General features: G+C 64.8%; 17 protein-coding genes and 1 pseudogene. 11 read left to right on the top strand and 7 right to left on the bottom strand.

The window, feature by feature from the left end; all coding sequences use genetic code 11:
- Positions 1-101: 101 nt before the first annotated feature.
- Both NZL82_RS00975 and NZL82_RS00970 read left to right on the top strand, forming a co-directional pair.
- A complete protein-coding gene (locus tag NZL82_RS00975) occupies positions 102-3,137 on the top strand; it encodes a TonB-dependent receptor (protein ID WP_261267915.1) in 3,036 nt (1,011 codons plus the stop codon).
- A gap of 70 nt (positions 3,138-3,207) precedes the next feature.
- Entirely contained in the window at positions 3,208-4,752 is a 1,545-nt protein-coding gene (locus NZL82_RS00970) for a tryptophan halogenase family protein (RefSeq protein ID WP_261267914.1), read from the top strand.
- Positions 4,753-4,815: 63 nt separating this feature from the next.
- Here NZL82_RS00970 and NZL82_RS00965 read toward each other — a convergent pair whose 3' ends face one another.
- From NZL82_RS00965 to NZL82_RS00950, 4 genes are all read right to left on the bottom strand, one after another.
- Entirely contained in the window at positions 4,816-6,369 is a 1,554-nt protein-coding gene (locus NZL82_RS00965) for a glycoside hydrolase 43 family protein (RefSeq protein ID WP_261267913.1), read from the bottom strand.
- Positions 6,369-8,036 (bottom strand): glycoside hydrolase family 43 protein, encoded by a 1,668-nt coding sequence (locus NZL82_RS00960; RefSeq protein WP_261267912.1) that lies wholly within the window; start codon positions 8,034-8,036, stop codon positions 6,369-6,371. Before NZL82_RS00960 ends, NZL82_RS00965 begins: the two co-directional genes overlap by 1 nt.
- A complete protein-coding gene (locus tag NZL82_RS00955; protein WP_261267911.1) occupies positions 8,033-9,169 on the bottom strand; it encodes an endo-1,4-beta-xylanase in 1,137 nt (378 codons plus the stop codon). Before NZL82_RS00955 ends, NZL82_RS00960 begins: the two co-directional genes overlap by 4 nt.
- Positions 9,170-9,263: 94 nt before the next feature.
- Positions 9,264-11,174, bottom strand: a complete 1,911-nt coding sequence (locus NZL82_RS00950; protein ID WP_261267910.1) for an NPCBM/NEW2 domain-containing protein — start codon at positions 11,172-11,174, stop codon at positions 9,264-9,266.
- Between the two features lie 159 nt (positions 11,175-11,333).
- Here NZL82_RS00950 and NZL82_RS00945 point away from each other — a divergent pair.
- A pseudogene (locus NZL82_RS00945) lies at positions 11,334-14,019 on the top strand (glycoside hydrolase family 3 C-terminal domain-containing protein).
- 45 nt (positions 14,020-14,064) lie between these two features.
- Here the strand turns inward: NZL82_RS00945 and NZL82_RS00940 are convergent.
- A complete protein-coding gene (locus tag NZL82_RS00940) occupies positions 14,065-15,135 on the bottom strand; it encodes an alpha/beta hydrolase family protein (RefSeq protein ID WP_261267909.1) in 1,071 nt (356 codons plus the stop codon).
- A gap of 351 nt (positions 15,136-15,486) precedes the next feature.
- On the opposite strand from NZL82_RS00940, the gene NZL82_RS00935 reads away from it, so the two are divergent.
- From NZL82_RS00935 to xylA, 3 genes are read left to right on the top strand one after another with little or no spacing between them, the layout of a single operon-like run.
- Positions 15,487-16,626, top strand: a complete 1,140-nt coding sequence (locus NZL82_RS00935; protein ID WP_261267908.1) for a glycoside hydrolase family 43 protein — start codon at positions 15,487-15,489, stop codon at positions 16,624-16,626.
- Positions 16,627-16,635: 9 nt separating this feature from the next.
- A complete protein-coding gene (xylB, locus tag NZL82_RS00930; protein ID WP_261267907.1) occupies positions 16,636-18,084 on the top strand; it encodes a xylulokinase in 1,449 nt (482 codons plus the stop codon).
- A 1-nt stretch (position 18,085) separates the two neighbouring features.
- On the top strand, positions 18,086-19,408 hold the full coding sequence (gene xylA / locus NZL82_RS00925; protein ID WP_261267906.1) for a xylose isomerase: 1,323 nt from the start codon (positions 18,086-18,088) through the stop codon (positions 19,406-19,408).
- 108 nt (positions 19,409-19,516) lie between these two features.
- On the opposite strand, the gene NZL82_RS00920 is transcribed toward xylA, so the two are convergent.
- Positions 19,517-20,707, bottom strand: coding sequence for an aromatic amino acid transaminase (locus NZL82_RS00920; RefSeq protein ID WP_261267905.1), 1,191 nt, complete (start codon positions 20,705-20,707; stop codon positions 19,517-19,519).
- A gap of 513 nt (positions 20,708-21,220) precedes the next feature.
- Here NZL82_RS00920 and NZL82_RS00915 point away from each other — a divergent pair.
- From NZL82_RS00915 to NZL82_RS00895, 5 genes are all read left to right on the top strand, one after another.
- The gene (locus NZL82_RS00915) at positions 21,221-21,940 is read left to right on the top strand and encodes a Crp/Fnr family transcriptional regulator (protein WP_261267904.1); all 720 of its coding nucleotides are present in this window, start codon (positions 21,221-21,223) and stop codon (positions 21,938-21,940) included.
- Between the two features lie 129 nt (positions 21,941-22,069).
- A complete protein-coding gene (locus NZL82_RS00910) occupies positions 22,070-22,660 on the top strand; it encodes an SRPBCC family protein (protein ID WP_261267903.1) in 591 nt (196 codons plus the stop codon).
- Positions 22,657-23,832 (top strand): zinc-dependent alcohol dehydrogenase, encoded by a 1,176-nt coding sequence (locus NZL82_RS00905; RefSeq protein WP_261267902.1) that lies wholly within the window; start codon positions 22,657-22,659, stop codon positions 23,830-23,832. The genes NZL82_RS00910 and NZL82_RS00905 overlap by 4 nt, the downstream gene beginning before the upstream one ends.
- Before the next feature lie 11 nt (positions 23,833-23,843).
- Positions 23,844-24,626 carry an SDR family oxidoreductase gene (locus tag NZL82_RS00900; protein WP_261267901.1) on the top strand — a complete coding sequence of 261 codons (783 nt, stop codon included), beginning with the start codon at positions 23,844-23,846 and terminating at the stop codon, positions 24,624-24,626.
- Between the two features lie 17 nt (positions 24,627-24,643).
- Positions 24,644-25,162, top strand: coding sequence for a ferritin-like domain-containing protein (locus NZL82_RS00895; protein ID WP_261267900.1), 519 nt, complete (start codon positions 24,644-24,646; stop codon positions 25,160-25,162).
- Between the two features lie 57 nt (positions 25,163-25,219).
- Here NZL82_RS00895 and NZL82_RS00890 read toward each other — a convergent pair whose 3' ends face one another.
- Positions 25,220-25,930 (bottom strand): ZIP family metal transporter, encoded by a 711-nt coding sequence (locus NZL82_RS00890; protein ID WP_261267899.1) that lies wholly within the window; start codon positions 25,928-25,930, stop codon positions 25,220-25,222.
- Positions 25,931-25,974: the final 44 nt, after the last annotated feature.

Genomic DNA, 25,974 nt, shown 5'->3' with positions numbered 1-25,974 from the left:
GTTAAGCATCCGTTATACCGCTAACATATCGGCATCGAATGGGCGGTACGGTGGGCACAACACCGGTCGCGCAGGAACATAGAAACGTAGGAGAGGGGAAGATGGTGTCTCGCACTAGCTTTGTAGGCGCATTCGTGTCGCGCCGTGGCCTGATGACCGGCGTGTCGCCGCTGATGGCCCTGGCGATGATCGCGCCCGGCGCGGCCTTTGCTCAGACTACGGCTCCTGGAGCCGTTCGCCCGGACACCCCGGCTCAAGCCAACACCACCACCGCACAGGAAGCCGGAACCCCGCAGGATCAGGCGACCGCCCCCAGCGCGCAGAACAATGCGCCGTCCCCCGCGGGCGAGGTGTCGGAGGGCGAGATCATCGTCACCGGCCTGCGCAGCTCGCTCCAGCGCAACCTCGACATCAAGCGGACCGCGACCGGCGTGGTCGACGCCATCTCCGCGGAAGATATTGGTAAATTTCCTGATTCGAACGTCGCGGCGTCGCTTCAGCGTCTGCCTGGCGTGTCGATTCAGCGTTCCGGCGCGCGCGGCGAGCCGACCGGTATCACCGTTCGCGGCTTTGGCGGCGACTTCAACACCACCCTCTATGACGGTCGTCGCATCTCGACCGCGACGGGTGGTCGTCAGATCGACTTCAGCACCGTCGGTTCGGACTTTATCGGTCAGTTGAGCGTGCTGAAGACGCCCGACGTGACGCTGGCGTCCAGCTCGATCGGCGCGACCGTCGACATCCAGTTCCCCAAGCCGTTCGACCATCCCGGCTTCCGCGTGGCGACCAGTGCTTCGGGCTCGCTTCAGGACCGGGCGGGGCATGTCGTCCCGACGCTCGGCGCGCTGGTCAGCGATACCTTCGCCAATGACACGGTCGGTATCCTGTCGAGCTTCATCTACACGCGGCGTGATACCGATACCAACCGCGTTTACGTGTCGGGTTGGCCGGGCGGCAACTTCGCCCCCTGTCAGCTCGCCGGCAGCACTGCCGCCACCTGCGCGCCGACCGACGATGCCAGCGCCGCCGCCAGCAACCGCCGCACCCTGACCGGCTGGTTCCCGCAGCAATATGGCGCCGAGCAGCAGCAGACGAAGGACGAACGCGTCGATGGCCGCATCGCGCTGCAATGGCATCCCAATAACGACCTGATGGTCACGCTGGACAACAACTTCTCGCGCCAGACCATCTCGACCGACGTCTATGGCTTCGGCGTCTGGTTCAGCCAGCCCGACCTGCGCAACGTGACGCAGGACGCCAACGGCACGGCGGTCAGCTTTACCCAGGCGGGGTCGCCGACCGACTTCACCGCGGCGATGAACAAGCAGATCCTTCAGACCAACCAGACCGGCCTGAACGTCAAGTGGGACGTCAACGAGAAGCTGACGGTCGAGGCGGACGGCGCCTATGCCAAGAGCTGGCTGAACCCCGGCAACACGATCGGCAGCAGCAACGGCGACATCGGCTATGGCGGCGCGCTGGGCACCAATCTGGGCTTCAACGTCACCGCGAACAGCAACAAGGCATTCCCGACGATCAGCAATTTCGGTCCCGCCGGCAATGGCGCGGCCTGGGCCGATCCGTCGCTTATCGGTTCGCACGTCACCGTGCTCCAGACCCAGAAGAACACCGACGAGCTGAAGCAATTCCGTGGCGTCGCAACCTGGAAGGAAGAGAATCTCGTCCTGAAGGCGGGCGGTCAATATACCGACGACACCTTCAACCTGCTGAACCGCAGCACCTTCACCAACAATTTCTGGCAGGCCTATGCCGGTTACGGCGCGCCGTCGGGTCGTACGACGGGCATCTCGCCGCTGCCCGCCGGGCTGTATCAGGGATCGATCAGCCTCAATAACTTCATCTCGGGCTTCTCGGGCAGCCTGCCGCCATCGGTCCTGGTCTACAGCCCGGCGGCCTATCAGGCTTATCTGTCGGGGCTGGGCAATCCCTATGCGCAGAATATTCCGGGCTTCAACTATCCGGCGCCGGGCGACGCGGGCAATGGCCTGAACGGCTTTACCGGGCGCTTCGTCGAGCAGGTCGATCCGGGCAGCATCCTGCGCGTCAACGAAAAGACCTGGTCGCTGTTCTTCAGTGCCGCGATCGAGGCGCAGGTGGCGAACATGCCGCTGCATATCGCGATCGGCATGCGCAACGAGAATACGCGACTGAACTCGGTCGGACAGGGGCGCCAGCCGACGGTCATCACCACTTCGACCGCCGACCCGTCGCTGCTGTCGATTGCCTTTACCGACACGCAGCCGGTGGCCAGCAGCAGCAGCTATTCGTACCTGCTACCCTCGCTCGACCTGCGACTGGAAGTGACCGACAAGCTGCAATTGCGTTTCGACGCATCGCGTACGCTGACTCGTCCGGGCCTCAGCCTGCTCAACCCCGTGGTCGGCATCGGCAACGGGCAGCGCGTCGGCGCCCTGTCGGGCAGCGGCGGCAATCCCAACCTGAAGCCGTATCTCGCCGACAATTTCGACGTCGCGGCGGAATGGTATTACCAGCGCAACTCGTATCTGGCGGTCGACTTCTTCCTGAAGAATGTCAGCAACTTCATCGTCGGCGGTGTCACCAACCAGACGGTGAACAACGTGATCGACCCGACCACGGGCCGTCCGGCGGTCTTCGCCATTTCGGCGCAGGTCAACGGCCCGGATGCGACGGTGCGCGGCGTTGAGCTGGCTTGGCAGCAGGTCTTCGGCGACAGCGGCTTCGGCTTCCAAGCGAACGCCACCTTCGTCAACACCAACAAGCCCTATGACCCCAAGATCGTCGGGCAGAGCGGTTTCGCGGTGACGGGCCTGGCGAATTCGGCGAATTTCGTTGGGTTCTATGACAAGAACGGCTTCCAGTTCCGCACCGCGCTGAACTGGCGTGACGAATATCTGTCGGGCTTTGGCCAGAACCAGAATACGGGCTCCTATGGCGCCGAGCCGACCTTCGTGAACCAGAGCTTCCAGGTCGATCTGACCAGCAGCTATGACGTCACCAAGAACTTCTCGATCTTCGCCGAGGCGCTGAACATCAACAAGAACAAGCAGAGCACCCATGGCCGGTTCAAGAACCAGCTGCTCGACGTGTTCGATTACGGTCGGCGCTTCACCCTCGGCGCGCGCTATCGCTTCTGACGATAGCCATTGGTGGGGATGTCGGGCTTCGGCTTGACATCCCCGCCGCTTCTTGGACCTTTCCACTCCCATGGTTCAGCCCGTTCAGAATATCGTGATCGTCGGCGGCGGTACTGCCGGATGGCTGACCGCGGGCGTCATCGCCGCGCGGCATCAGGGGCGGCGGCCGCATGGCTTCACCGTCACTTTGGTCGAAGCCCCCAATGTCCCGATCATCGGCGTGGGCGAGGGGACCTGGCCGACGCTGCGCACGACCCTGAAACGCATGGGCGTGTCGGAAACCGCGTTCTTCCGCGAATGCGACGCCTCGTTCAAACAGGGCGCGCGGTTCAACCGCTGGACCACCGGCGCGGCGGATGACGGTTATTACCACCCGTTGATGCTGCCGCAAAGCTTCGGGCAGGTGAACCTCGCGCCGCACTGGCTGGTGGGTGAGGGGGATGGCAGCTTCTGCGACGCGGTGACACCGCAGGGGCGGATTTGCGACGCGGGCCTCGCCCCCAAGACGATCGCAACCCCCGAATATGAAGCGCTGGCCAATTACGCCTATCATCTCGACGCAGGAAAGTTCGCCGACTTCCTCCGCCGCCATTGCTGCGAGCAACTGGGCGTGCGCCATGTCCTGGCCGATGTCGAACAGGTGTCGTTGACCGAAAACGGTGATATTCGCGCCGTGCGGACGGCGCAGGCGGGCGAGGTGACGGGCGACCTGTTCGTCGACTGTACCGGCTTTCGCTCGCTGTTGCTGGGCGAGGCGATGGGGGTGCCGTTCAAGCCGCTGAACGATGTGCTGTTCTGCGACACGGCGCTGGCGATCCAGGTGCCCTATGACGATGCGGATGCGCCGATCGCGTCCCACACCATTTCGACCGCCCAGTCCTCGGGATGGATATGGGACATCGGCCTGCCCACCCGGCGCGGCGTGGGACATGTCTTTTCCAGCAGCCATATCGACCGCGACGAAGCGGAACGGGAATTGCGCGCCTATTTGGGTGATGCGGGTCGCGACCTGCCGGTGCGCGAGCTGAAGATCAGGGCCGGGCACCGGATCCGTTTCTGGGAGCGCAACTGTGTGGCGGTCGGGCTGGCCGCCGGGTTCCTCGAACCGCTGGAAGCCTCGGCCATCGTGCTCATCGAGCTGTCGGCCAAGCTGATCGCCGAGCAGATGCCCGCCTGTCGCGAGGTGATGGACACGGTCGCGCGGCGCTTTAACGATACGACCCTCTATCGCTGGGGGAGGATCGTCGATTTCCTGAAGCTGCATTACTCGCTGACGAAGCGGACCGATAGCGACTTCTGGCGTGACAATTGCCGTCCCGAGACGATGCCCGATCGGTTGCAGGCGCTGATGGAGTTATGGCGTTACCAGGCGCCGTGGATGCATGACGAGTTCGACCGGGTGGAGGAGGTCTTCCCCTCGGCAAGTTATCAATATGTCCTCTACGGCATGGGCCAGCGGACCGAGATCGCCCCCGGCAGCTTGGAGGCGGAAGCCATCGTCGCCGAGCGTGCGCGCCGCGAAAATGACGTGCAGACGGGGCGGATGCTCGCTGGCTTGCCTCGCCACCGCGACCTGATCCGCAAGATCGTCGAGCGGGGATTGCCGACAATCTAGGCGTTGAGGGTGATGCGTGGCCTTCGACTTCGCTTGGCTTGAGCGAAGTCGAAGGCCAAGGGATTACCGCCCCGACAGCGTGAAGCTGTCCACATCTATCCACCCGCCCTTCGCCTTCGAATTGTAGCAGAACAGCGCATATTGCTGTCCCTGGAACGTCCCCGTCCGCCAATCGAAGGCGAGCGGGAAATCGCCGCCCAACGTCCGCCAGTCCCGGCCGTCGATACTGTAGGCGACGCTGGCCCGGTCGGTCTTGAAGTCCATATCGGTGCGCAGGAACAGCCGCTTGGCGGTTATCGGCTGCGCATCGACGCGGATTTCGGTTTTCTGAGCCGTGGCGACGTCCTCGATCACCCGCATGGTGAGCGTCGGTCGGCCGTCGCGCCCTCGGCCGATGGCGATATGCCCGCTATATTTACCGAAGGTGCCGAAGCCGCACTGATCGCCCGCGACGATATGCGTCGTATCGATCGCGACGACGCCGCGACTGAACGGCCCTTGCCCCTTTTGGAGAAGCGTGTTGCGGGCGCTCCACAGCGCGGGAGCCTGGGTGGCGCGAAGCCGGAGATAGCCCGGCCGCTCGGTCAGCGACCAGCGATCGTCCAGCGGATTGTGGTTCCACTGCCACTGCAGGCCGAGAGTCCGCCCGGAAAAGTCGTCGGAGGCGGGAAGGACGCCGACCGGCTGTCCCTGGATCGGCTTGCGCGCGGTCACGGGGACGCGGCCCGGCGCGTCTGGCGTGCCCCAGACGGGCCAGCCGTCCCGCCAGAAGACCGGGCTGATATTGGTCATCCGCCCGATCGCGCCCGCATCGGTCATGACGAAACCATAGTCGCTGCCGTCGGGCAGATCGACGATCGCCCCTTGGTGCCCGCCGGTCTTGTCGTCGATCTGGTCGCGGGTCTCCCATGGGCCGAACAGGCTCCTGGCGCGCGACACCGTCATCCCCAGCCGCCGGGGGATGGCGTTGAACATATAGTAATAATCGCCCCGCCGGACGATCTTCGAGCCTTCCGCGCCCTTGTTGAAATAGACGACGCGCTTGTCGGTGACGGTGCGCAGGTCGCGGCTGAGGCTGAGCAGGGTCGTCGTGCCGTCCGAACCGACCGAGGTCATGACATAGGCGCTGCCGTCCTTGTCGATGAAGAGGCCGGGGTCGAAGGCTTCTTCGCTCAACCGGTTCATCTGCCACGGCCCGCGAATGTCCCTGGATCGGTAGATGCGCGTCTTCTCGCCCACCGGCGTCACGGCGATGTAGAATACCCCGTCATGATAGCGCAGGCTGGGCGCAAAGATGCCCTTGCGATAGGCCCCGCCGTTCTTCAGCTCATATTCGGGCAACCCCTCCAGCCGGTCGATGACATGGCCGACGAACCGCCAGTTCACCAGATCGCGCGAGGTCATGATGGTCAGGCCGGGGACGTTCGCGAAAGTCGTGGTGATGAAGTAGAAATCCTGACCGACGCGGATGATGTCGGGATCGGGATAATCGGCATAAAGCGGCGGATTGGCATAGCTGCCGTCGCCCCGATCCGATTGCCAGGCCTGCGCCGCCGCCATGGCCGATACGCCGCCGAGCGTTGCCGCCAGCAGGGTGAGCGAGAGGCTGCGCCGCATCACCGTGCCTCATAGACATAGGGGCCGATCACCGTGCCGACAAAGCCGCCGGCGCGTGCCGTGCTGAGGAAACGCACGTCGAGATCGGGCTTTAGCGTCATGGTCCTGCCGCCGACCGCATAGTCGAATGCCATCTGCCCGCCCTTGGCATGGATGGTCAGCGTCACCGGGCCGCTCGCGGTGAAGGGCGCGGAGGCGACGAGCGTCTCGGGCGCGGCTTCGTCACGGGTGTTCTGACCCTCCCGCTTGTAGAGCGCGATCCGGGGCTGGCCGTCGATGCGGGTCAGACCGAAGAACAGATAGGCATAGTCATTCTGGATCGCGACCAGCCCGGCGCGCGCGCCGTCCTTGGCGGGAGCATAGCGCAACGTGGTCGAGACATCGGCGATCGCATGTTGCTGCCGCCGTCCGACGAAGCCCGGTACGCCCTGCCGATCGCCCAGCGCATCGCCGCCGCGCATATTCAGCGTGCCGTTCGCGACGGTGTAGAAGGGCGTTCTGGGCGTACGGATGCCGATCCACTGCATCGCCAACCGATTGCCGTCGAACTCGTCGGTATAGCCGAAATCGCCGCTGGTCGGCAGCTTGTGCGGCGGGGATGCGGGCAGGCGGGGCTTGGCGAGCGTCCAGGGCACCGTCTTGCCCTTGTCCAGAATGATCGGCCAGCCGTCTTTCCACGTCACCGGCAACAGGAAGGTCTCGCGCCCGATATTGTAATAATCCTCGGCATAGGGGCGCGTCGCCAGGAAGGTCGCCCACCAGTCGCCGTTCTGCGTCTGGACCAGTTCGGCATGACCCGCCGCGCTGATCGGATGCGGGCGTTTCGGATCGAGATCGCGCTGGGTCAGGATCGGATTGCCGGCGAACGGCACATAGGGGCCGCGCAGCGCCTTCGATCGCAATACGACCTGCGAGTGGTTGACGCTGGTCCCTCCTTCGGCGGCGGTGAGATAATACCAGCCATCCTTCTTGAAGATATGCGGGCCTTCGATCCAGACAGGCTTCTTGGACAGGTCGACGCCACCATTGATCAACTGCGTACTTTCGCCGACCATTTTCCCGGCGCGCCAGTCATATTCCTGCACCCAGATGGCACGGTGGCCGTCATAGCGGGGCGGCTCGGCGGGGGCGCGGTTGTTGACGATATAGGCGCGGTCCCCTTCCCAATAGATCGACGGATCAATTCCTTCGAAGGGCAGCCAGATCGGGTCGGACCAGGGCCCCGCCGGGTTCTTGGCGGTGATGACGAAATTGCCCCGGCACTGGACGCAGGTGTTGACGATATAGAAGGTGCCGTCGTGATAGGTGATGTCGGGCGCGAACACCGCCTCCGACACCGCGCGTCCGGTAAAGTCGAGCTGCCCCGGCCGATCGATCGCATTGCCGATCTGGGTCCAGTGGACGAGGTCGGTGGAGTGAAAGATCGGCAGGCCCGGATAATGAGCGAAGGACGAGTTGACGAGATAATAGTCCTTGCCCACCCGCGTCACCGACGGATCGGGATAATAGCCTGAAATGACGGGGTTCAGAAATTGGCCCGACGCGGGCTTCGCCTGTTCGATCGAGCGGCCCTGATAGGTGAAGCGCTCGAAGGTCGCGGTCTGGGCCGTCGCCCCGCCAGCCATGGCCAGAGATAGAACGAGCGCGGTCAATACCGGGCGGATCATGCAATACCCTTTCGAACGGGGGCGGCGCGCAGAGCGTCGGCAATGGCGGCGCGGAGCGGCTTCGGCTTCAACGCATCGTCATAGGGCAGGGGGCGCTGCGGCAGTCCGTCGCCGCGCGGCGCGAAGCCGTTCAGCCAGCTATGCTTGTCCCACAGGCCCCAGCACAGGAACTGGTCGAGCTGCGGATAGGAGAACATCATGTCCAGATAGTCGCGCGCCACCGCCGCCGTCTTCGCATCGCGCTGCGCCACGTCGCGCGGCATTTCGCGGTCGTTGATGTCGAATTCCGTGATCAGCAGGCGATAGCCCATGGCGGTGACGGCATCGAGGAAACGCCTCCACTCCGCCTGCTGGATGCGCGAATGGCTGCCGTCATTGCCCAGGTGGCTCTGGATGCCGAGCGCATCGACGGGGACATTCTCCTTGCGGAACCGCTCCAGCAGGCGGAGCACGCCCGCGCGGTGGGCCTCGTTGCCGACTTCCCACGACATGTAATCGTTATAGACGCGCTGGGCATAGGGGGCGTGCTCGCGCGCGGCGTCGTAGGCGATCTTGAATATGTCGAAGCCGAGTGCCTGATCGAACACCGTGCCCCGGATCTGGCCGGTCTTGGGATTGATCGTCTCGTTGACCACGTCCCAGCTATAGATCTGATCGCCGAAATGGCCCGCGACCTGTGCGATATAGGCGCGGAGCCATGTCTCTGCCCCCGTGGTACGGACCTGCTCGGCCAATGCGGGCGATATATATTTTTCGTAATTCCACAGCAGCGTGTGCCCACGTAGTTTCATACGATGGTCACGCGCGAACCCCGCGATACGGTCGGCGGGGGCGAAGTTCAGATGTCGGGGATCATTGCCGACGACATAGACCTTCATCTCATTCTCGGGCACCAGCGTCGCGCATTCGCGCGTGACGACCGCGGCATAAGCGGGGTCGTTGATCGGCGAGCCCCGGCCAGCGCTGATCGCGGTGCCGAACAGGATGCCCTTTTGCGCGGCCAGATCGCGAAGCGGCACGTCCGAACCAGCGGCCCATGCCACAGACGGGAGCGCTCCCATTACCAGACCGCCCGTCATACCGGCCAGTTGCTGACGACGGGTCAGCACCGGCCCTTGCCAATTGGGTTTCATCACCCTCTCCCTTTTTCCTTTGTCAGGACAGTTGCATGGCCACCCAGAAACGGCAAGGCCATCCAACGACGACGTCCATCCGTATCGATCGGGCTCAGTCGAGTAGCCGCGCATCGGCCCAAGTCACCGGCAGGGCGGCATCGGGAGCGCTATCGGCACGGGCGACCAGTTCGATCAGCTTGCGGCCGCGCACATCCGCCTCGATCGTCGCCGGCGCGTCGTTCAGGGCCATGGGACGCGAGCGGGCGAGCAGCTTGCCGTCGCCATAGACTTCGAACACCACGCGTCGACCGCGCGCCGTCGCGGAGTCATCGATGCCGATCGTGGCGCCGAACCGGGACTGGCCGGGGTTGCGCACCTCCAGCCGCGAATTGGCGAGCACGCCCAGCCCGGTATCATAGACTTTGCCCGCCAGGTGCAGCGGCCGTCCGAACGGCGTGCGGTCCGCCTGCGCACCACCCCAGCCGCCATATTGCGGGAAGTCGCCCGGCCCCTTGGTGCCGCCCCAGGGGCTGAGTTCGTGATGGATGGTCGGATCGCCTTCGGGAGTGCGGATGCCGTCCTCCGCCGGGTTCACGTCGCCCGGCGTCTCCGACAGATAATGGCCGCGCGGCAGGCGACGTTCGCCCGACACGCGGAAGATCAGCGTCTGGTGCGGTGCGAGCGTCAGCTTCGTCTCACCCGAAAAGCGACTCTTCTGCCTGGTCCACAGGTCGGTCATCGCCACCGGGCGGTCGCCGCGCAGCTTCAGGTGATCGGCGGTCAGGACGGGAGTGACGGGGGAGGCAGTGCGGTTCAGGATCGCCACCGCCTTGTCTCCATTGGCCAGCGTCTTCACGAAAATCTGCACATCGTCCGATAGATAGGCCGGGATCGCCTGATGCCCGGCCGGGTCCTGGTTGAGCGCGATGATCGCCCGGTTCCCCAGCAGCGCGATCTGTTCCGCATTGGCCTGGCGCAGATCGAAGCCGATCAGCAGCGGCGCGTTCATCATCGCCCACAGCGCGAAGTGCGAACGCGCCTCGGTCATGTGGTTCGCGTCGAATTCGCCCGATCCGACGAACAGCATGTCGGGGTCGTTCCAGCCATGCGGATGGGCATAGAGCGCTCGGGTGGCGCTGGTGTCGAAATTGGTCAGCATCCGCGACCAGTGCGCGGTGATGTCATCGCTGGTGCGCGAGACATTGCCGATCTGCTTGCCCCAGGACCGCACATCCGCCGAACCCCACAGGCAGAGCGAGAAGATATAGTCGCCATCCGGATTTTCGCGCTTCAGGGCCGCCGCGACCTGATCGTACAGCGCGCGCACGGCGGGAATATCGGTCCGCGCCAGCGCGTTCATGTCGATCAACGGGGTCAGTTCACGGTAATCGCCCTTGCGGACATGGTCGGCATCCTTGCCCAATCCACGAATGCCGCACCCATCGACCTTGATATAGTCGAAACCCCATTCGCCGAAATAGAGTGCGATGTCCTGATCCGCGTGCCCGTATAGCCCGACTTCGCGTTCGGCGATGCTTCCCTCGGGCTGGTTGGCGAAATTGGGCGTATAGACCTGGCCGCAACTGTTGCGGCCGATGTCTGAATAGATGCCCGCCTTGAACCCCATGGCGTGGAGCCGGTCGGTCAATGGGCGAAAGCTGGTCTGCTGGTTGGGACCGGCTGCGGCAGACGGGAATTTGTCGGCGCGGATCACCATGCGACCATCGGGCTGGCGACGGCGCAGCCACCAGCCATCGTCGATATTGATGTAGCGATAGCCCGCCTCGCGCAGCCCCTTGTCGGCGATCAGCTTGACCGAGGCCATCACCTTTTCCTCGTCGACGTCGCTGTTGAAGGCATTCCAGCTATTCCACCCCATGGGCGGCAGGGCGGCCTGCCCCTGATCGTTCGCGCTCCATCGGCCGGTCGGCGCGAGCGGATCGACACTTGCCGTTTGCGCGAGCGCAGACAGAGGACTCGCCAGTCCCAGCAGCGCCACGCTGCATGCCAAAATCATCCGCATTGTCCGGGGCATAGCCATCCTCCCAATCTGTTTTAACGCTATCTTGTCGGACTAATCCGCGGCTGTCCACCGACCGCGATCGATTGCGGAGGATTTGTCGGCTGGACAGGCATCGCGCGGCTGATAACGGTAACAAAAACATCATGGGAGTGGATTGTCATGAGATCATGGCGTGCATCGGTCTTGTCCGTCCTGGCGCTTTCAACAGCGCAGGCCGCCATCGCACAAGCGCAGGAGGGCGGAACGGCGGTGGCTCCGGCGACCGACGGGGTGGACCAGGCCGAGGCACTGGCAGTCCGTCTGGTCGCGCGCATGACGACCGACGAGAAACTGGCGCAACTCCTCAACACCGCCCCCGCCATCGCCCGGCTGGACGTGCCCGCCTATAATTGGTGGACGGAGTCGCTCCACGGCGCCCTTGGGCCGGTGCCGACGACCAACTTCCCGGAACCGGTCGGGCTGGCCGCGACCTTCGACGATGCGCTGGTCGGCCGCGCGGCTCAGGTGATCAGCAGCGAGGTGCGCGGGCTCCACGCGCTCGCTCGCCAGACGGGGCGAATGGGACGGATCGGCACCGGGCTCGACACCTGGTCGCCCAACATCAACATCTTCCGCGATCCGCGCTTGGGGCCGGGGGCAGGAGACCTATGGCGAAGACCCGTATCTGACCGCGAAGATGGGCGTGGCCTTCGTGCGGGGCATGCAGGGCACCGACCCGACGCGGATCGACGTGGTCGCGACGCCCAAACATTATGCGGTGCATAGCGGCCCGGAATCCACGCGGCACGAGGCGAATGTCTATGTCTCGCGCCACGATCTGGTCGATACCTACCTCCCCGCCTTCCGCGCGGCGATCGTAGAGGGCGGCGCGGGTTCGATCATGTGTGCCTATAACCGCATCGACGGACAACCCGCCTGCGGCAGCGACCTGCTGCTCAAGGATTATCTGCGCGGACGCTGGGGCTTTCGCGGCTATGTCGTGTCCGACTGCGACGCGGTGAAGGACATTGCCGCCAATCATCATTACGCCCCCGACGCCGCCAGCGCGGTTGCCGCCGCGATGCGCGCGGGCGTCGATAACGAGTGCAACAATGCGACGCTGACCGATACCGATGGGCTGACCAATCCCTATCGCGAGGCATTGTCGCGCGGGTTGATCTCGGTCGCGGACGTCGACCGCTCGCTGACCCGCTTGTTCGCGGCGCGCTATCGCACGGGCGACCTGCCCGGCCTGCGTCCGCTATCGATCCAGACCAGTTCCGCCGCCGACATCGACACGCCCGCGCATCGGTCACTTGCGCTGGAGGTGGCGGAGAAGAGCCTGGTGCTGCTGAAGAACAAGGGCATATTGCCGCTGAAGCCCAGCGCCCGGATTGCGGTGATCGGCCCGCTCGGCGATGCGACGCGCGTATTGCGCGGCAATTATTCCTCGTCGCTGTCGGGACCGGCATTCTCGGTGGTCGACGGGCTGCGGCGCGCGATGCCAGGGGCGCAGATCCGCTATGTGCCCTTCGCCGAGACCTTCACCGATGGCGACCCGATTCCGACCGCTGCGCTCCAGACCGAAGAGGGGCAGCCCGGCCTTCTCGCCCGCTATTACAACGTCCTGGGCCGGATTCCCGAACGCTTCGCCCCCGGTGCGCTGGGCGAATGGCTGAAGACTGCGCGGTTCGAGGATCGCCCCGTCGTCACCCGTGTCGAGGCCAATGCCGCCTCGCGCAGCCTGGATCTGTCCTCGGTCCGCGACGTGCATCGGGCGGTCTGGACCGGCTATCTCGTTCCACCGGAGAGCGGACGCTATCGGCTGGGCATATCGGGTTTCAACGGGGCGATGACCTTTGAGGGGCAGCCCTTTGTCGATCTGACCAAGGCCTCATGGAACAGCCTGCCGACGATGAGGACCGTCACGCTGGAAAAGGGGCGTCGCTACCCGATCACCGTCACGACCGAGGCGCGAATCCTGACCGGCATCAACCTTGTCTGGAAGCGCGTATCCGACGATCCGGCGGGCGAGCTTCGCACGGCGGCGAAGGCGAGCGACGCGCTGGTCGCGGTCGTCGGCCTGACCTCCGATCTGGAGGCGGAGGAGGCGCCGATCTCCGTGCCCGGCTTCAAGGGCGGCGACAAGACGACGCTGGACCTGCCCGCCGAGCAACAGGCGCTGCTCGAACAGGCCAAGGCGACCGGCCGCCCGCTGGTCGTGGTGCTGATGAACGGCAGCCCGGTGAACCTCGCCTGGGCCAAGGCCAATGCGGATGCGATCGTCGAAGCCTGGTATCCGGGGCAGGCCGGGGGGCTGGCGGTCGGCAACGTCCTGTCGGGCAAGACCAACCCGGCGGGTCGCTTGCCGCTGACCTTCTACCGTTCGGTCGAGGACCTGCCGCCCTTTGGCGACTATGCGATGAAGGGGCGGACCTATCGTTACTTTACCGGCACCCCCGTTTATCCGTTTGGCTTTGGGCTGAGCTATACCAGCTTCGCCTATGCGCCGCTTTCGGTCCGCTCGGACGCGGACGGGAGCATGACCGTCACCACCGAGGTGCGCAACACCGGTCGCCGCGCGGGGGACGAGGTGGCGCAGCTTTACCTCGACTTCCCCAAGCTCGAGGGCGCACCGCGCATCGCTTTGCGCGGTTTCCAGCGGGTCCATCTGGCACCCGGCGAGCGGCGCAGCCTGACCTTCAACCTGGCTCCGCGTGACCTGAGCGCGGTCGATGCCGATGGCACACGGATGGTGATGAAGGGCGACTATCGGGTCTCGATCGGCTCGGGCCAGCCCGGTACGGGCGTTCCGACCCGCAGCACACCGTTTCGGATCGATAGCACTCGCCCCATCGCGGATTGAGCGGCCAGCCTGTTCCTCCCCTTGCAGGAGAGGAACAGGCCCGGATCATTTCGTCACCAGCGACCGGCCGAAGAAGGGAAGCACCTGCTCCTGAAAGCGCACGCCGATCCGGTTGACATGATCGCCGTCGTAGATTTCGAACCGGTGTGCGATGCCATAGCGATCCAGGGCGTCGTGCAGCGCCTGGGCATCGGCCTTCAACCCGTCCTGCGACCCGACATCCAGCGCGATCGCGCGATAGCTGCGCAAGGGCGCGACATATTGGTCGACAAAGGCGAGGGGGGTGTTCGCCAGCCACTTGGCGGTGACGTCCTCGCGCAACTTGCCGTCCTTGACCGGCAGGTCGAGATAGAGCGGTGGGTTCTTCGGATTGGGCGACCAGGCGGCCGAGGCGGCGAGCATCGCGCGCTGGCCCCAGTTCAGCTTTTCGGACTCCTTGGGCGAGGAAAGGCTGCTCAGCAACTTTTCGTCGGTGCCTTCGGGCCGGGCCATCATGCGCGGCGACAGGCAACAGGGGCTCATCATATAGATGGCGCCGTACATGTCGGCATGCTTCATTCCGATCCGCGCGGTGCCGTATCCGCCCATCGAATGACCTGCCAGGCCCCGGCTTTCGCGCCGGGCGATGGTGCGGTAGCGCGTATCGATCGCGGCGATCAGGTCGTGGCTGATGAACCGCTCGAAATCGCCCACCGTCTGCGACGAGGAGTACATCGACCCGTTGTGCATCGTCTTGCTGTCGGGAAAGACGAGGATCATCGACGGCACCCCGCGCGCAAAGGCGCCTTCGATCGAGGCGGGCACATGGATTTCCTTGGTCCATTGGTCCGCACCGATCGAATAGCCGTGCAGCGCATAGACGACCGGATAGCGGCGGGCCTTGTTCCTCGCATAGTCGGGCGGCAGGACGACGATCACGTCGCGGTCCGCGCTATTGCCCTCCAGATTGCCGTCGATGGCGGTCGAATGGACCTTGATCCGCTCGACCGTGACGGGCTTGGCCCCCGGTACCGTGGGGGGGGTCTGCGTCGCCATCTGCGCGGGAAGGGCGGAGAGCGGCAGCAGCGCGACACCGGCGGCGAACAGCCAGCAAGAGGGCGAAAAGCGAAGGGCCATGCGGGTCATCCTCTGTCCTGAAATCGCGCCGGCATAAGCGTACCGGTCTTTACGAAAGGGTCGACCCGCAACGGGATGAGCGGGGCCTGAATATCGTTACCAACAGGGCGGGGCTAGCATTGTCAAGCGTCGGCGCGGAGGGGGAATCCGTTTGCCTTCGACCTCGCTCAGGCTGAACGGATGATGGGATGAGGCGCCCTGATCTCGCGCTCCGTTCAGCCTGAGCGAAGTCGAAGGCCATGCGGAACAGCTGTCCCCGGAAAACGACGAACCGGCCTTGCATCCTCGCCGCTGATAGCGCTATCGTGCCGTCAAAGCCCTGGATACGGGGCGAATGGGAGAGAGAAAGCGATGAAGCGCTTGATGATGGCCAGCCTGGTTCTGGGGCTTGGCACCGCGGCATGTGGATCGCCGCAGACGGCCGATAATGCGGCGCAGGGAAACACTGCCACCGCGTCGAACGACGCCAATCCGACATCGCCCGATGGCCGCCACTATCTGTCGCAGCCGCTGGTACGCGACATCTTCACCGCCGACCCGTCCGCGCATGTCTGGAATGACGGCAAGCTCTACGTCTATCCCAGTCACGACATCCCGACCGAGACCAAGGACGACGATCTGGGCAACCAATATGCGATGCGCGACTATCGCGTGTTGCGCATGGACGAGCCCGGTGGTCCGGTCACCGTCGGCCCCGTTGCGCTCGACGTCAAGGACGTGCCCTGGGCCTCGCAGCAGATGTGGGCCCCCGACGCCGCCTATAAGGACGGCACCTATTATCTCTATTTCCCGGCGCGCGATAAGACCAAGGATCGCAACGGCCTGGGCGCGTTCCGCATCGGCGTCGCGACCTCCAAGGATCCGATGGGCCCGTTCAAGGCCGAGCCGGAGGCGATCCCCGGAAGCTTCTCGATGGACCCGGCCGTCTTCCAGGACGCGAACGGCACGGCCTATATGTATTTCGGCGGCATCTGGGGCGGTCAACTTCAGCGCTGGAAGGACGGCAAGTACGATCCGAACGGCAGCGACACCGACCTGAAGCAGGACGACCAGCCCGCCATTTCCGGCAAGATCGCCAAGCTGAATCCCGACATGAAGACCTTCGCGGAAACGCCGCGCGACGTCGTCATCCTCGACGAAAAGGGCAAGCCGGTGCTGGGCGGCGATCATGACCGCCGCTTCTTCGAGGCGTCGTGGGTCTTCAAGCGCGACGGCAAATACTACTATACCTATTCGACCGGCGACACGCATTTCCTGAACTACGCGATCGGCACCAGCCCTTATGGTCCCTTCACGTACAAGGGCCATATCCTGAGCCCGGTTCAGGGCTGGACGACCCATCACTCGATCGTCGAGTGGAAGGGCAAGTGGTGGCTGTTCTACGCCGACACGCAATTGTCGAACAAGAACCACCTGCGCAACGTCAAGATGACCGAGTTGAAGTTCAACCCGGACGGCACGATCCCGACCATCGACCCCTTCGTGAAGTAAGGACGGCGGATGTTTCTGGGTATCGACATCGGCACGTCCGGCGTGAAGGCCGTGGTGCTCGACGAACATGGCGCCGTGGTGGGGCAGGGGACGGCGGCATTGACCGTGCAGCGCCCCCAGCCGCTCTGGTCCGAACAGGATCCCGAAGCCTGGTGGCAGGCGACGACGGCGGCGGTCCGCGCGATCGATCCGGCGGTCCGTCGGGCGGTGCGCGGCATCGGTCTGGCCGGGCAGATGCATGGCGCGACGTTGCTGGGCGCGGACGATCAGCCGCTGCGCCCGGGCATTCTCTGGAATGACGGGCGCAGTCATGCCGAATGTGCGGAACTGGAGGCCAAGGCGCCTGCGCTTCATCGCATCGCAGGCAATCTGGCCATGCCGGGTTTCACCGCGCCCAAGCTGCTATGGGTCGCCCATCACGAGCCGGAGATTTTCGAGCAGGTCCGCACCGTGCTGCTGCCCAAGGACTATGTCCGGCTGCGGATGACGGGTGAGAAAGCATCGGACGTGTCGGACGCGGCGGGCACCTTGTGGCTCGATGTGGCGGCGCGCGAATGGAGCGACGAGATTCTCGCCGCCACCGGTCTGACCCGCGAACAGATGCCGCAGGCGGTCGAGGGCACGGCGCAGACCGGCCATCTGCGTGCCGAAGTCGCCGAGGCCTGGGGCATCGATCAGGTGCCGGTCGCGGGCGGCGGTGGCGACAATGCCGCCGGTGCCGCGGGCGTGGGCGTGGTCAAGGACGGCGACGCGCTGCTGTCACTGGGCACGTCGGGCGTGATCTTCGCCGCGACCAGGGAATTCCGTCCCAATCCGGCGGGGGCGGTCCATGCCTTCTGCCACTGTCTGCCCAATGTCTGGCACCAGATGTCGGTGCATCTGTCGGCGGCGGCGTGCATCGACTGGGTCGCGCGGCTGACCGGTACGCCGGGTGCCGCCGAGCTCTTCGCCCGGGCCGAAAGCGTCGGCCCGGCGAGCGGCCCCGAAATCTTCCTGCCCTATCTGTCGGGCGAGCGGACCCCGCACAACGATGCCGAGGTGCGCGGCGCGTTCCTGGGCCTCGATCATGACACCACGCCCGAACGTCTTGCGCAGGCGGTGCTGGAAGGCGTGGCGTTCGCGCTGGCCGACGGCCTGTCGGTGCTGCGCGAGGCCGGGACCGAATTGTCGCAACTCTCCGTCATCGGCGGCGGGGCACGCTCTTCCTATTGGGGCCAGACCCTGGCCGCGGCGCTCGGGGTCGAACTCGTCTATCTCAAGGGTGGCGAGGTCGGACCGGCACTGGGCGCCGCACGCCTGGCGCAACTGGCGGTCGATGGCGGCTCGCCGGAGGAAGTCTGCGCACCGCCGCCCGTGTCGCACACCATTGCTCCCGACCCCGCGCTCGCCGAGCGCTTCGCTCCCAAGATCGCGCGTTTCCGCGACAGCTATTCCCGCATCACTCCGAGGAATTCCTAATATGGCTACCGATTTTTTCGCCGACATCCCGACGATCCGTTACGAAGGCCCGGACAGCGACAATGAGCTGGCCTATCGCTTCTACGACAAGAACCGCGTCGTGCTGGGCAAGACGATGGAGGAGCATCTCCGCTTCGCCGCCTGCTTCTGGCATACCTTCTGCTGGCCGGGTTCGGACGTGTTCGGCGGCGGCACCTTCAACCGCCCCTGGCATGCCGGTGCCAATGACAGCGCGGCTGCCGCCCAGAAGCGTGAGGTCGCGTTCGACTTCTTCTCGAAGCTCGACGTGCCTTATTACTGTTTCCACGATGTCGACGTAATGGCCGATGCGCAGGGCGTGGCCGAGCATCGCCGTTACTTCGCCGAGGCGGTCGATCACCTCGAAAAGCTCCAGGCCTCGTCGGGCCGCAAGCTGCTTTGGGGCACCGCCAACCTGTTCAGCCATCCGCGCTTCGCCGCCGGTGGCGCGACCAACCCGGACCCCGAAGTCTATGCCTTCGGTGCGATGCAGGTCCGCGACGCGCTGGAAGCGACGCATCGCCTGGGCGGCGCCAACTATGTGCTGTGGGGCGGCCGCGAGGGTTACGAGACGCTGCTCAACACCAACATGAAGCGCGAACTCGACAATCTGGGCCGCTTCCTCAGCCTCGTCGTCGAGCACAAGCATAAGATTGGCTTCAACGGCACCATCCTGATCGAGCCGAAGCCGCACGAGCCGACCAAGCACCAGTACGACTTCGACACGGCGACCGTGTACGGCTTCCTCAAGGCGTACGGCCTAGAGAATGAAGTGAAGGTCAATATCGAGGCGAACCACGCGACGCTGGCGGGTCATACCTTCGAGCACGAGATCGCCACCGCCGGTGCGCTGGGCATCTTCGGATCGATCGACGCCAATCGCGGCGACCACCAGAATGGTTGGGATACCGACCAATTCCCCAACTCGGTCGAGGAACTGACTCTGGCGATGCTGGAAATCATCCGCGCGGGTGGCTTCACCACCGGCGGCTTCAACTTCGACGCCAAGGTTCGCCGCCAGTCGATGGATGCGGTCGATCTGTTCCACGGCCATGTCGGTGGCATCGACGTCGTCGCCAAGGGCCTGCTCAACGCGGCCGCGCTGATCGAGGACGGTCGCCTGGATGCGATCAAGGCCGAGCGTTATGCCGGTTGGGACGGCGATTTCGGTCAGCAGATCGGTGGCCTCGACCTGGCCGGCATCGCGGACCTCGCCGAGCAGAAGGCGGTCGATCCCCGCCCGCGTTCGGGCCGTCAGGAGCGGATCGAGAATCTCGTCAACCGGATCGTCCATTCGGGCAAGTAAGGCGTGGCGGGCCGGTCGATCCGGCCCGCTTCCCGCAATGAAAGGGGGCGCGTTCGGACAACCGGACGCGCCCCCTTTTCTGTTTATATTCCCCTATAGGGGCGCGGTTCAGGCCACCCCGTTCGCCGCCATGTCCCGCAGCGCCGCATGGAAGCGTCCGATCGCTGCGCTGTTGAAGCCGGCGATGTTGATCCGGCCCGACCCGGCCATATAGATGCCGTGGCGGTCCCGAAGCCATTCGACCTGCGAGGGTGAGAGGGGCAGCGTTGCGAACATACCCTTGCCATGCGCCACCGCGCCCAGATCGATCGCGCCGATCCGGCCCCCCGCCGCCAGCGTCGAGCGCAGGCCTTCTAGCCGTTGCCGCATCGTTTCCAGTTCGTCCCGCCATTCGCGGGTCAGGGCCTCGTCCTCCAGGATGAGGCGGACGACCGCCGCGCCGTGATCGGGCGGCATCGACCAGTTGGCCCGCGCCAGCGCCAACAGGTTGGACAACACCACCGCGCCGGTCCCGGCGTCCGGCGACAGCGCGAACAGCGCGCCGGTCCGCTCGCGATAGAGGCCGAAATTCTTGTCGCAGGAATAGGCAAGCAGCGCCTCGGGCACTGCCGCCAGGATCGTACGCGCACCCGCCGCATCCTGGTCGAACCCGTCGCCCAGCCCCTGATAGGCTAGGTCGACCACGGGCGTCAGCGACCGGGCCGCAACATGCTCCGCGATGGCCGCCCATCCGGCGGCGTCGGGATCGATCCCGATCGGATTGTGGCAGCATCCGTGCAGCAGCACCGCATCGCCCGCCGTCGCGCCGTCCAGTCCCTTCAGAAAACCTGACAGATCGAAGAGCTGGGCGGTGAGATCGTAACAAGGGATCATCGCAGGCTCGACCCCGGCCTGGCGGAACAGCGGCGCGTGGTTGGCCCAACTCGGGCTGCCGATCCAGATACGCGGCACACCGGCGCGGGCGAGCAACTCTGCGCAGAGGCGCAGCGCCCCGGTGCCGCCGGGGGTCTGTAGACCGACGATGCGATCGGCGGATACGGTGTCTGCGACCACCAGCCTTCCCAGCGCACGTACGAAGCCGGTATCGCCTTCGGGCCCGAGATAGGACTTGCTGGGCTGTTCGGCGAGCAGGCGGGTCTCGGCGGCTTTGACGGCGGTCATCACCGGGGTGCGACCTTCCTCATCGCGAAACACGCCGACGCCCAGGTCGATCTTGTCGGCGCGAGGGTCGGCGGCGTGCTGGCCGATGATCCGCAACAAGGGATCGTCGGGCTGGCGGGTCAGGTTCGCGAAACGCATGGCAAGGCCTCTTGGAGGTAAAAGGCGCGCACCATAGGGCGTGTTTGGACAAAGGGAATGTCTCATCCACCACACGCGGTGCGGGCCGGGACGCCCGCGCCGTAGGTCCGAATGCAATGCATTTCCGGGTCGCTCGGCCCCGAAAATATACCTAACGCTCGAAAAATGCGTAATATTGATGTGAATTATGGAGCGTGCCGCACGGTTGTTCGTAGTCCTTGTGGACGGAAAACTCCGGTGGTGCTCAATCTGCCTGCCATGACCGTGATGGCAAGCTGATCCAGGGAACTGCCAACGGTTCGGCTCCGTCGAGCCCCCAATATTGTCAGTCTCGGTGACGTGCGTCGCGTCATCGCCATCGCCGTGCGACCGTGACGGGTCGGCGGCGCGATGAGGATAGTTTGCGATGAATCCTAGCCGACCCATCTCGCATGTTCGGACAGACCAGGCGCCGTTTCTATTCCATCCGGGACGGAAGAATCGGGCGGGCTTCACGCGTGCGGAGAAAAAGCCATGATGTACGGCCTGGCTCGCCCGCTTGGGAATTCGCTGCCGGCATTTAGTCGCCTTGCGCGACTGGCCGTCCTGGACAAGGCCGCCGAGTCCGCGCTGCTAGACGCGATGGCCCGGCCGCAACTGTTCCGACCCCGTCGCGACCTGATGGTCGAGGGGCGGGATATTGCCAGCCCGCACCTGATCCTGTCCGGCTGGGCGGCGCGGGTGCGCATCCTGCTCGATGGGCGGCGGCAATTCCTGAACTTCCTGCTGCCGGGCGATGTGATCGGGCTTTACCAGCATCAGAAGCCGGTCGCCCCAACCAGCGTCATCACGCTGACCGAAGTCACCACCTGCGTCCCACCCGCCTGGGGGACGAGTCCCGCGCTGGACGAGGCCTATGCGGTCGCTCATGCGCTGGACGAGGCCTTTCTGCTGGCGCAGATCGCGCGGCTGGGCCGGATGAACGCGATGGAGCGGATCGGCGACCTCATGCTGGAGTTGCAGGAGCGGCTGACCATGGGCGAACTGGCGCAGGGGCGCAGTTTCGAACTGCCGATCACGCAGGAAACGCTGGCGGATGCGCTGGGGCTGACGGCGGTGCATGTGAACCGGATGCTCCAGGCGGCGAGACGGGCGGGCGATCTGATCTGGTCGTCGCGGTCGATGACGATCCCGGACCCCAAGAGCCTGGCCCGCAAGGTCGGCCGGGCGCAGATTCGGGTGTCCGGTATGTAGGCACGACGGCGGTGCGCACCGCAGCACCGGATCATTGATGTTCATCAAGATATTGGAAAAACATCATTAATTAAGGAACAACCACCCTCATCCGACGCTGTCCGGGGCAAGGAATTAGGAGAATGGCTTATGCCGGACATCGCCGACAGACCCTATGACGATGCGCCCCTGTCCACGTCGAAAGACAGCGCCGCCGCCGTCAGGATCACGACGAACGAAGCGATCGAGGATCGCGGCGACACTCTGGCGGCATGGGCGGTGACGATCAACCGCCCCGCCGCCGATCTGTTCGCCTGGTGGCGCGATTTTTCCAACCTTGCCAGCGTGATGGAGAATGTCGAGCGGATCGACGTGCTCGATACCAAGCGCTCCCATTGGGTGGTCAAGGCACCGGGTGGCGCCACCGTCGAATGGGATGCGATCGTCACTGAAGAGACTGAAGGGTCGCTGATCGCCTGGGCGTCTGCCGAGGGTGCCGATATCGCCAATTCGGGTCGGGTGACCTTTCGCGACGCGGGCGCCCGGGGCACCGTCGTCTCCGCCACCATCCTCTATGATCCGCCCGCAGGCGTGATCGGCAAGCTGGTCGCCAAACTCTTTCAGCGCGAGCCCAATATCCAGGTCCGCCGCGACCTGGCGCGCTTCAAGCAACTGATGGAGACCGGCGAGGTCGCGACCAATGCGATGAACCCAAAACAGCTTGAGGAGCAGGGCGCATGAAGGCACTGACCTGGCACGGCAAGCATGACGTTCGCATCGACAATGTGGACGATCCCGAAATCGTCAATCCGCGCGATGCGATCATCAAGGTGACGGCGACCGCCATTTGCGGGTCCGACCTGCATCTTTATGACGGCTATATCCCGACCATGAAGTCAGGCGACATTCTCGGCCATGAATTCATGGGCGAGGTAGTCGAGACGGGCTCGGGCTCCACGCTGAAAAAGGGGCAGAAGGTGGTGGTGCCGTTCACCATCGCGTGCGGCTCCTGCTATCATTGCGGCAAGCATCAATATTCTGGCTGCGAAAACGGCCTGCCCGCCGACAATCAGGATATTGCGCGCGAGCTCTACGGCCATCCCATGGCCGGGCTGTTCGGCTATAGCCACATGACCGGCGGCTATGCGGGCGGGCAGGCGGAATATGTCCGCGTGCCGTTCAGCGACACTGGGCCGATCGTCATTCCCGAGGGAGTGGACGACGAAAAGGTGCTGTTCCTCTCCGACATCCTGCCCACCGGCTGGATGGCGGCGGAGAATGCCCAGATCGAGCCGGGCGATACGGTCGCCGTCTGGGGATGCGGCCCGGTCGGTCTGTTCGCAGTGCAGTCGGCGTTCCTGATGGGGGCGGAGCGGGTGATCGCGATCGACCACTTTCCGCACCGGTTGGAGCTCGCCCGCCAGTTCGGCGCCGAGACGATCAATTTCGAGGAAAGCGCGACCTATGATGCGCTGATGGTGATGACCGGCGGGATCGGGCCCGATGCCGTCATCGACTCGGTCGGGCTGGAGGCGCACGGCCTGTTCGTCGACAATGCCATCGACCAGATCAAGGCATCGACCTTCCTGGGCACCGACCGCATCCATGCCATCCGCCAGGCGATCCTGGCGTGCCGCAAGGGCGGGCGCGTGTCGATGCCGGCCGTCTATGGCGGCTTCGTCGACAAATTTCCGCTCGGCGCGGTGATGCAGAAGGGGCTGACGCTCAAGACCGGGCAGACCCATGTCCAACATTACCTGCCGGGCCTGCTCGACGCGATCATGGAGGAGAAGATCGACACGACCTTCCTCATCTCGCACCGCCTGCCGCTGGAACAGGCGCCTGATGGCTATCGGATGTTCCATGACAAGCAGAATGAAGTGACCAAGATCGTGCTGAAGCCCGGTCAGTAAGGAAACGCATCATGGCAGAAAAATTCGCGATCGTGACCGGTGCCTCGACAGGCATCGGCTATCATCTGGCGATGTGCGCGGCGAAGGCGGGCTATGACCTGTTGATCGTCGCGGATGAGCCCGCCATCCATACCGCCGCGAGCAAGCTGGCGGCCGAGGGTGCACGGGTCCAGCCGGTCGAGGCCGATCTGGCGACGCTGGAGGGCGTGGACACGCTGCTCGCGGCGGCGGACGGACGGCGGATCGACGTGTTGTGCGCCAATGCGGGCAACAGCAAGGGCGGCGGCTTCCTTGACCAGTCGCTGGAGGATTGGCGGCGGTCGATCGATACCAATGTCACGGGCACCGTCTATATCCTTCAGCGCGTGCTGTCGGCGATGGTCCGACAGGGCGAGGGCAGGGTATTGGTCACCGGCTCGATCGTCGGCTTCATCCCCGGCCCCTTCAATGCGATCTACAACGCGACCAAGGCGTTCATCGACAACTTCACCGAGGCGCTGCGCAACGAGTTGAAGGAGGAAAAGGGCGTCACCCTGACCACGCTGATGCCTGGGCCGACCGAGACCGAGTTTTTCGCCCGCGCCGACATGCTCGACACCAATGTCGGGCAGAGCAAGAAGGACGACCCCGCCGAGGTCGCCCGCAAGGGTTGGAACGCGATGATGGCGGGCGAGGGGCATATTACCACCGGACTGAAGAACAAGCTGCAGGTCGCCGGGTCTGGCGTGGTGCCGCAATCGGTGCTGGCCGAAGCGCATCGCAAGATCGCCGAGCCCGGCTCGGCCGACCGATAACCTCGAGGAGACGGATCATGGGCCTATTCACCAAGGACATCGCGACGCTGAACGACCTGTTCGTCCATCAGCTTCAAGACATCTATTATGCCGAGCATCAGATCACCAAGGCGCTGCCCAAGATGATCGAGAAGGCGACCGATCCGCAGCTCAAGGCGGGGTTCGAGCAACATCTGCGCGAAACCGAAGGGCAGATCCGTCGTCTGGAACAGGTATTCGAAATGCATGGGGAGACGCCGAAGGCCGTCACCTGCCCGGCGATCGACGGTATCATCAAGGAAGCCAATGAGGTGGCGGGCGAAGTCGCCGACAAGCGCGTTCTCGACGCCGCGCTGATCGCCGCCGCCCAGGCTGTCGAGCATTATGAGATCGCCCGCTACGGCACTTTGGTCTCCTGGGCGCGTCAGTTGGGCCGCAGCGACTGCGCGGCGATCCTCGACGAGACATTGGCCGAAGAGAAGGCGACCGACGAAAAGCTAACCGGCATGGCCGAAGGCGGCACCAACGCAGCGGCGCAGGCCGCCGAACCCGCCTGACACCCTGTCGGTCAAGGGAGCATCGTCGCCGGAACACCCTTCCCCGGCGGCGATGCTTCAATGGGCGAAGTGGGTGACGCCCAGCATCAGCAGGATGCCCGCAATGGTGGCGATGCTGGTCCGGAAGCGGGGATCGAGCGACTGGCTGCGCGGCACCAGTTCGCACGCGCCGATATACAGGAAGACGCCGGCGAACAGCGCCATCAGCGGGGCGAGCATCGATGCCGGGATGGAGATGCCCAGCCCGATCAGCACACCCAGCATCGGGGCTGCGCCGTTCAGGAGCAGCCAGCGCCGCGCCGCCGCTTCCGATCGCGCGGCCAGGCTGAGGCTGACGGTATTCACCCCGTCCGCCACGTCATGCGTCAGCACCGCCAGCGCGATCATCCAGCCCGCCGCCGTGTCGATCTGAAACGCCAGGCCGATGCCCAGTCCATCCATCATGCTGTGCAGGCAAAGCATTGCCGGGCCGAGATCGCCGCGCCACGACGCCGCTGCCGTACGCGGTATCCGCGCCAGCGCGCGGTCGAGCAGCATGTAACCCGCCAGCCCCATGGCGGTGAACCCCATCAACTGTCGCACCGCCCAGCGATCGCCCGCCAACTCCAGCGCCTCGGGCACCAGATCGAACAGCGCGACGCCGACGACGATCCCCGCGGTGACGCCCAGCACGATGCCGATCCGGTGGCGCAGACGCAGCGCAAGCATCCCGCCCGCCAGCGTCGCCATCATCGCCGCCAAGCCGAACGCCAGGGGGATCAGTGTCATCGCGCGATCCGCCCCGCGAAGGCATCAGGATAGGGTAACGGCCG

Source organism: Sphingomonas sp. LC-1, from assembly GCF_025371035.1.
Taxonomy (GTDB): domain Bacteria; phylum Pseudomonadota; class Alphaproteobacteria; order Sphingomonadales; family Sphingomonadaceae; genus Sphingomonas; species Sphingomonas sanguinis_E.
The sequence above is the reverse complement of the archived record's forward strand: the minus strand, read 5'-3'. Positions and strand labels throughout refer to the sequence as shown.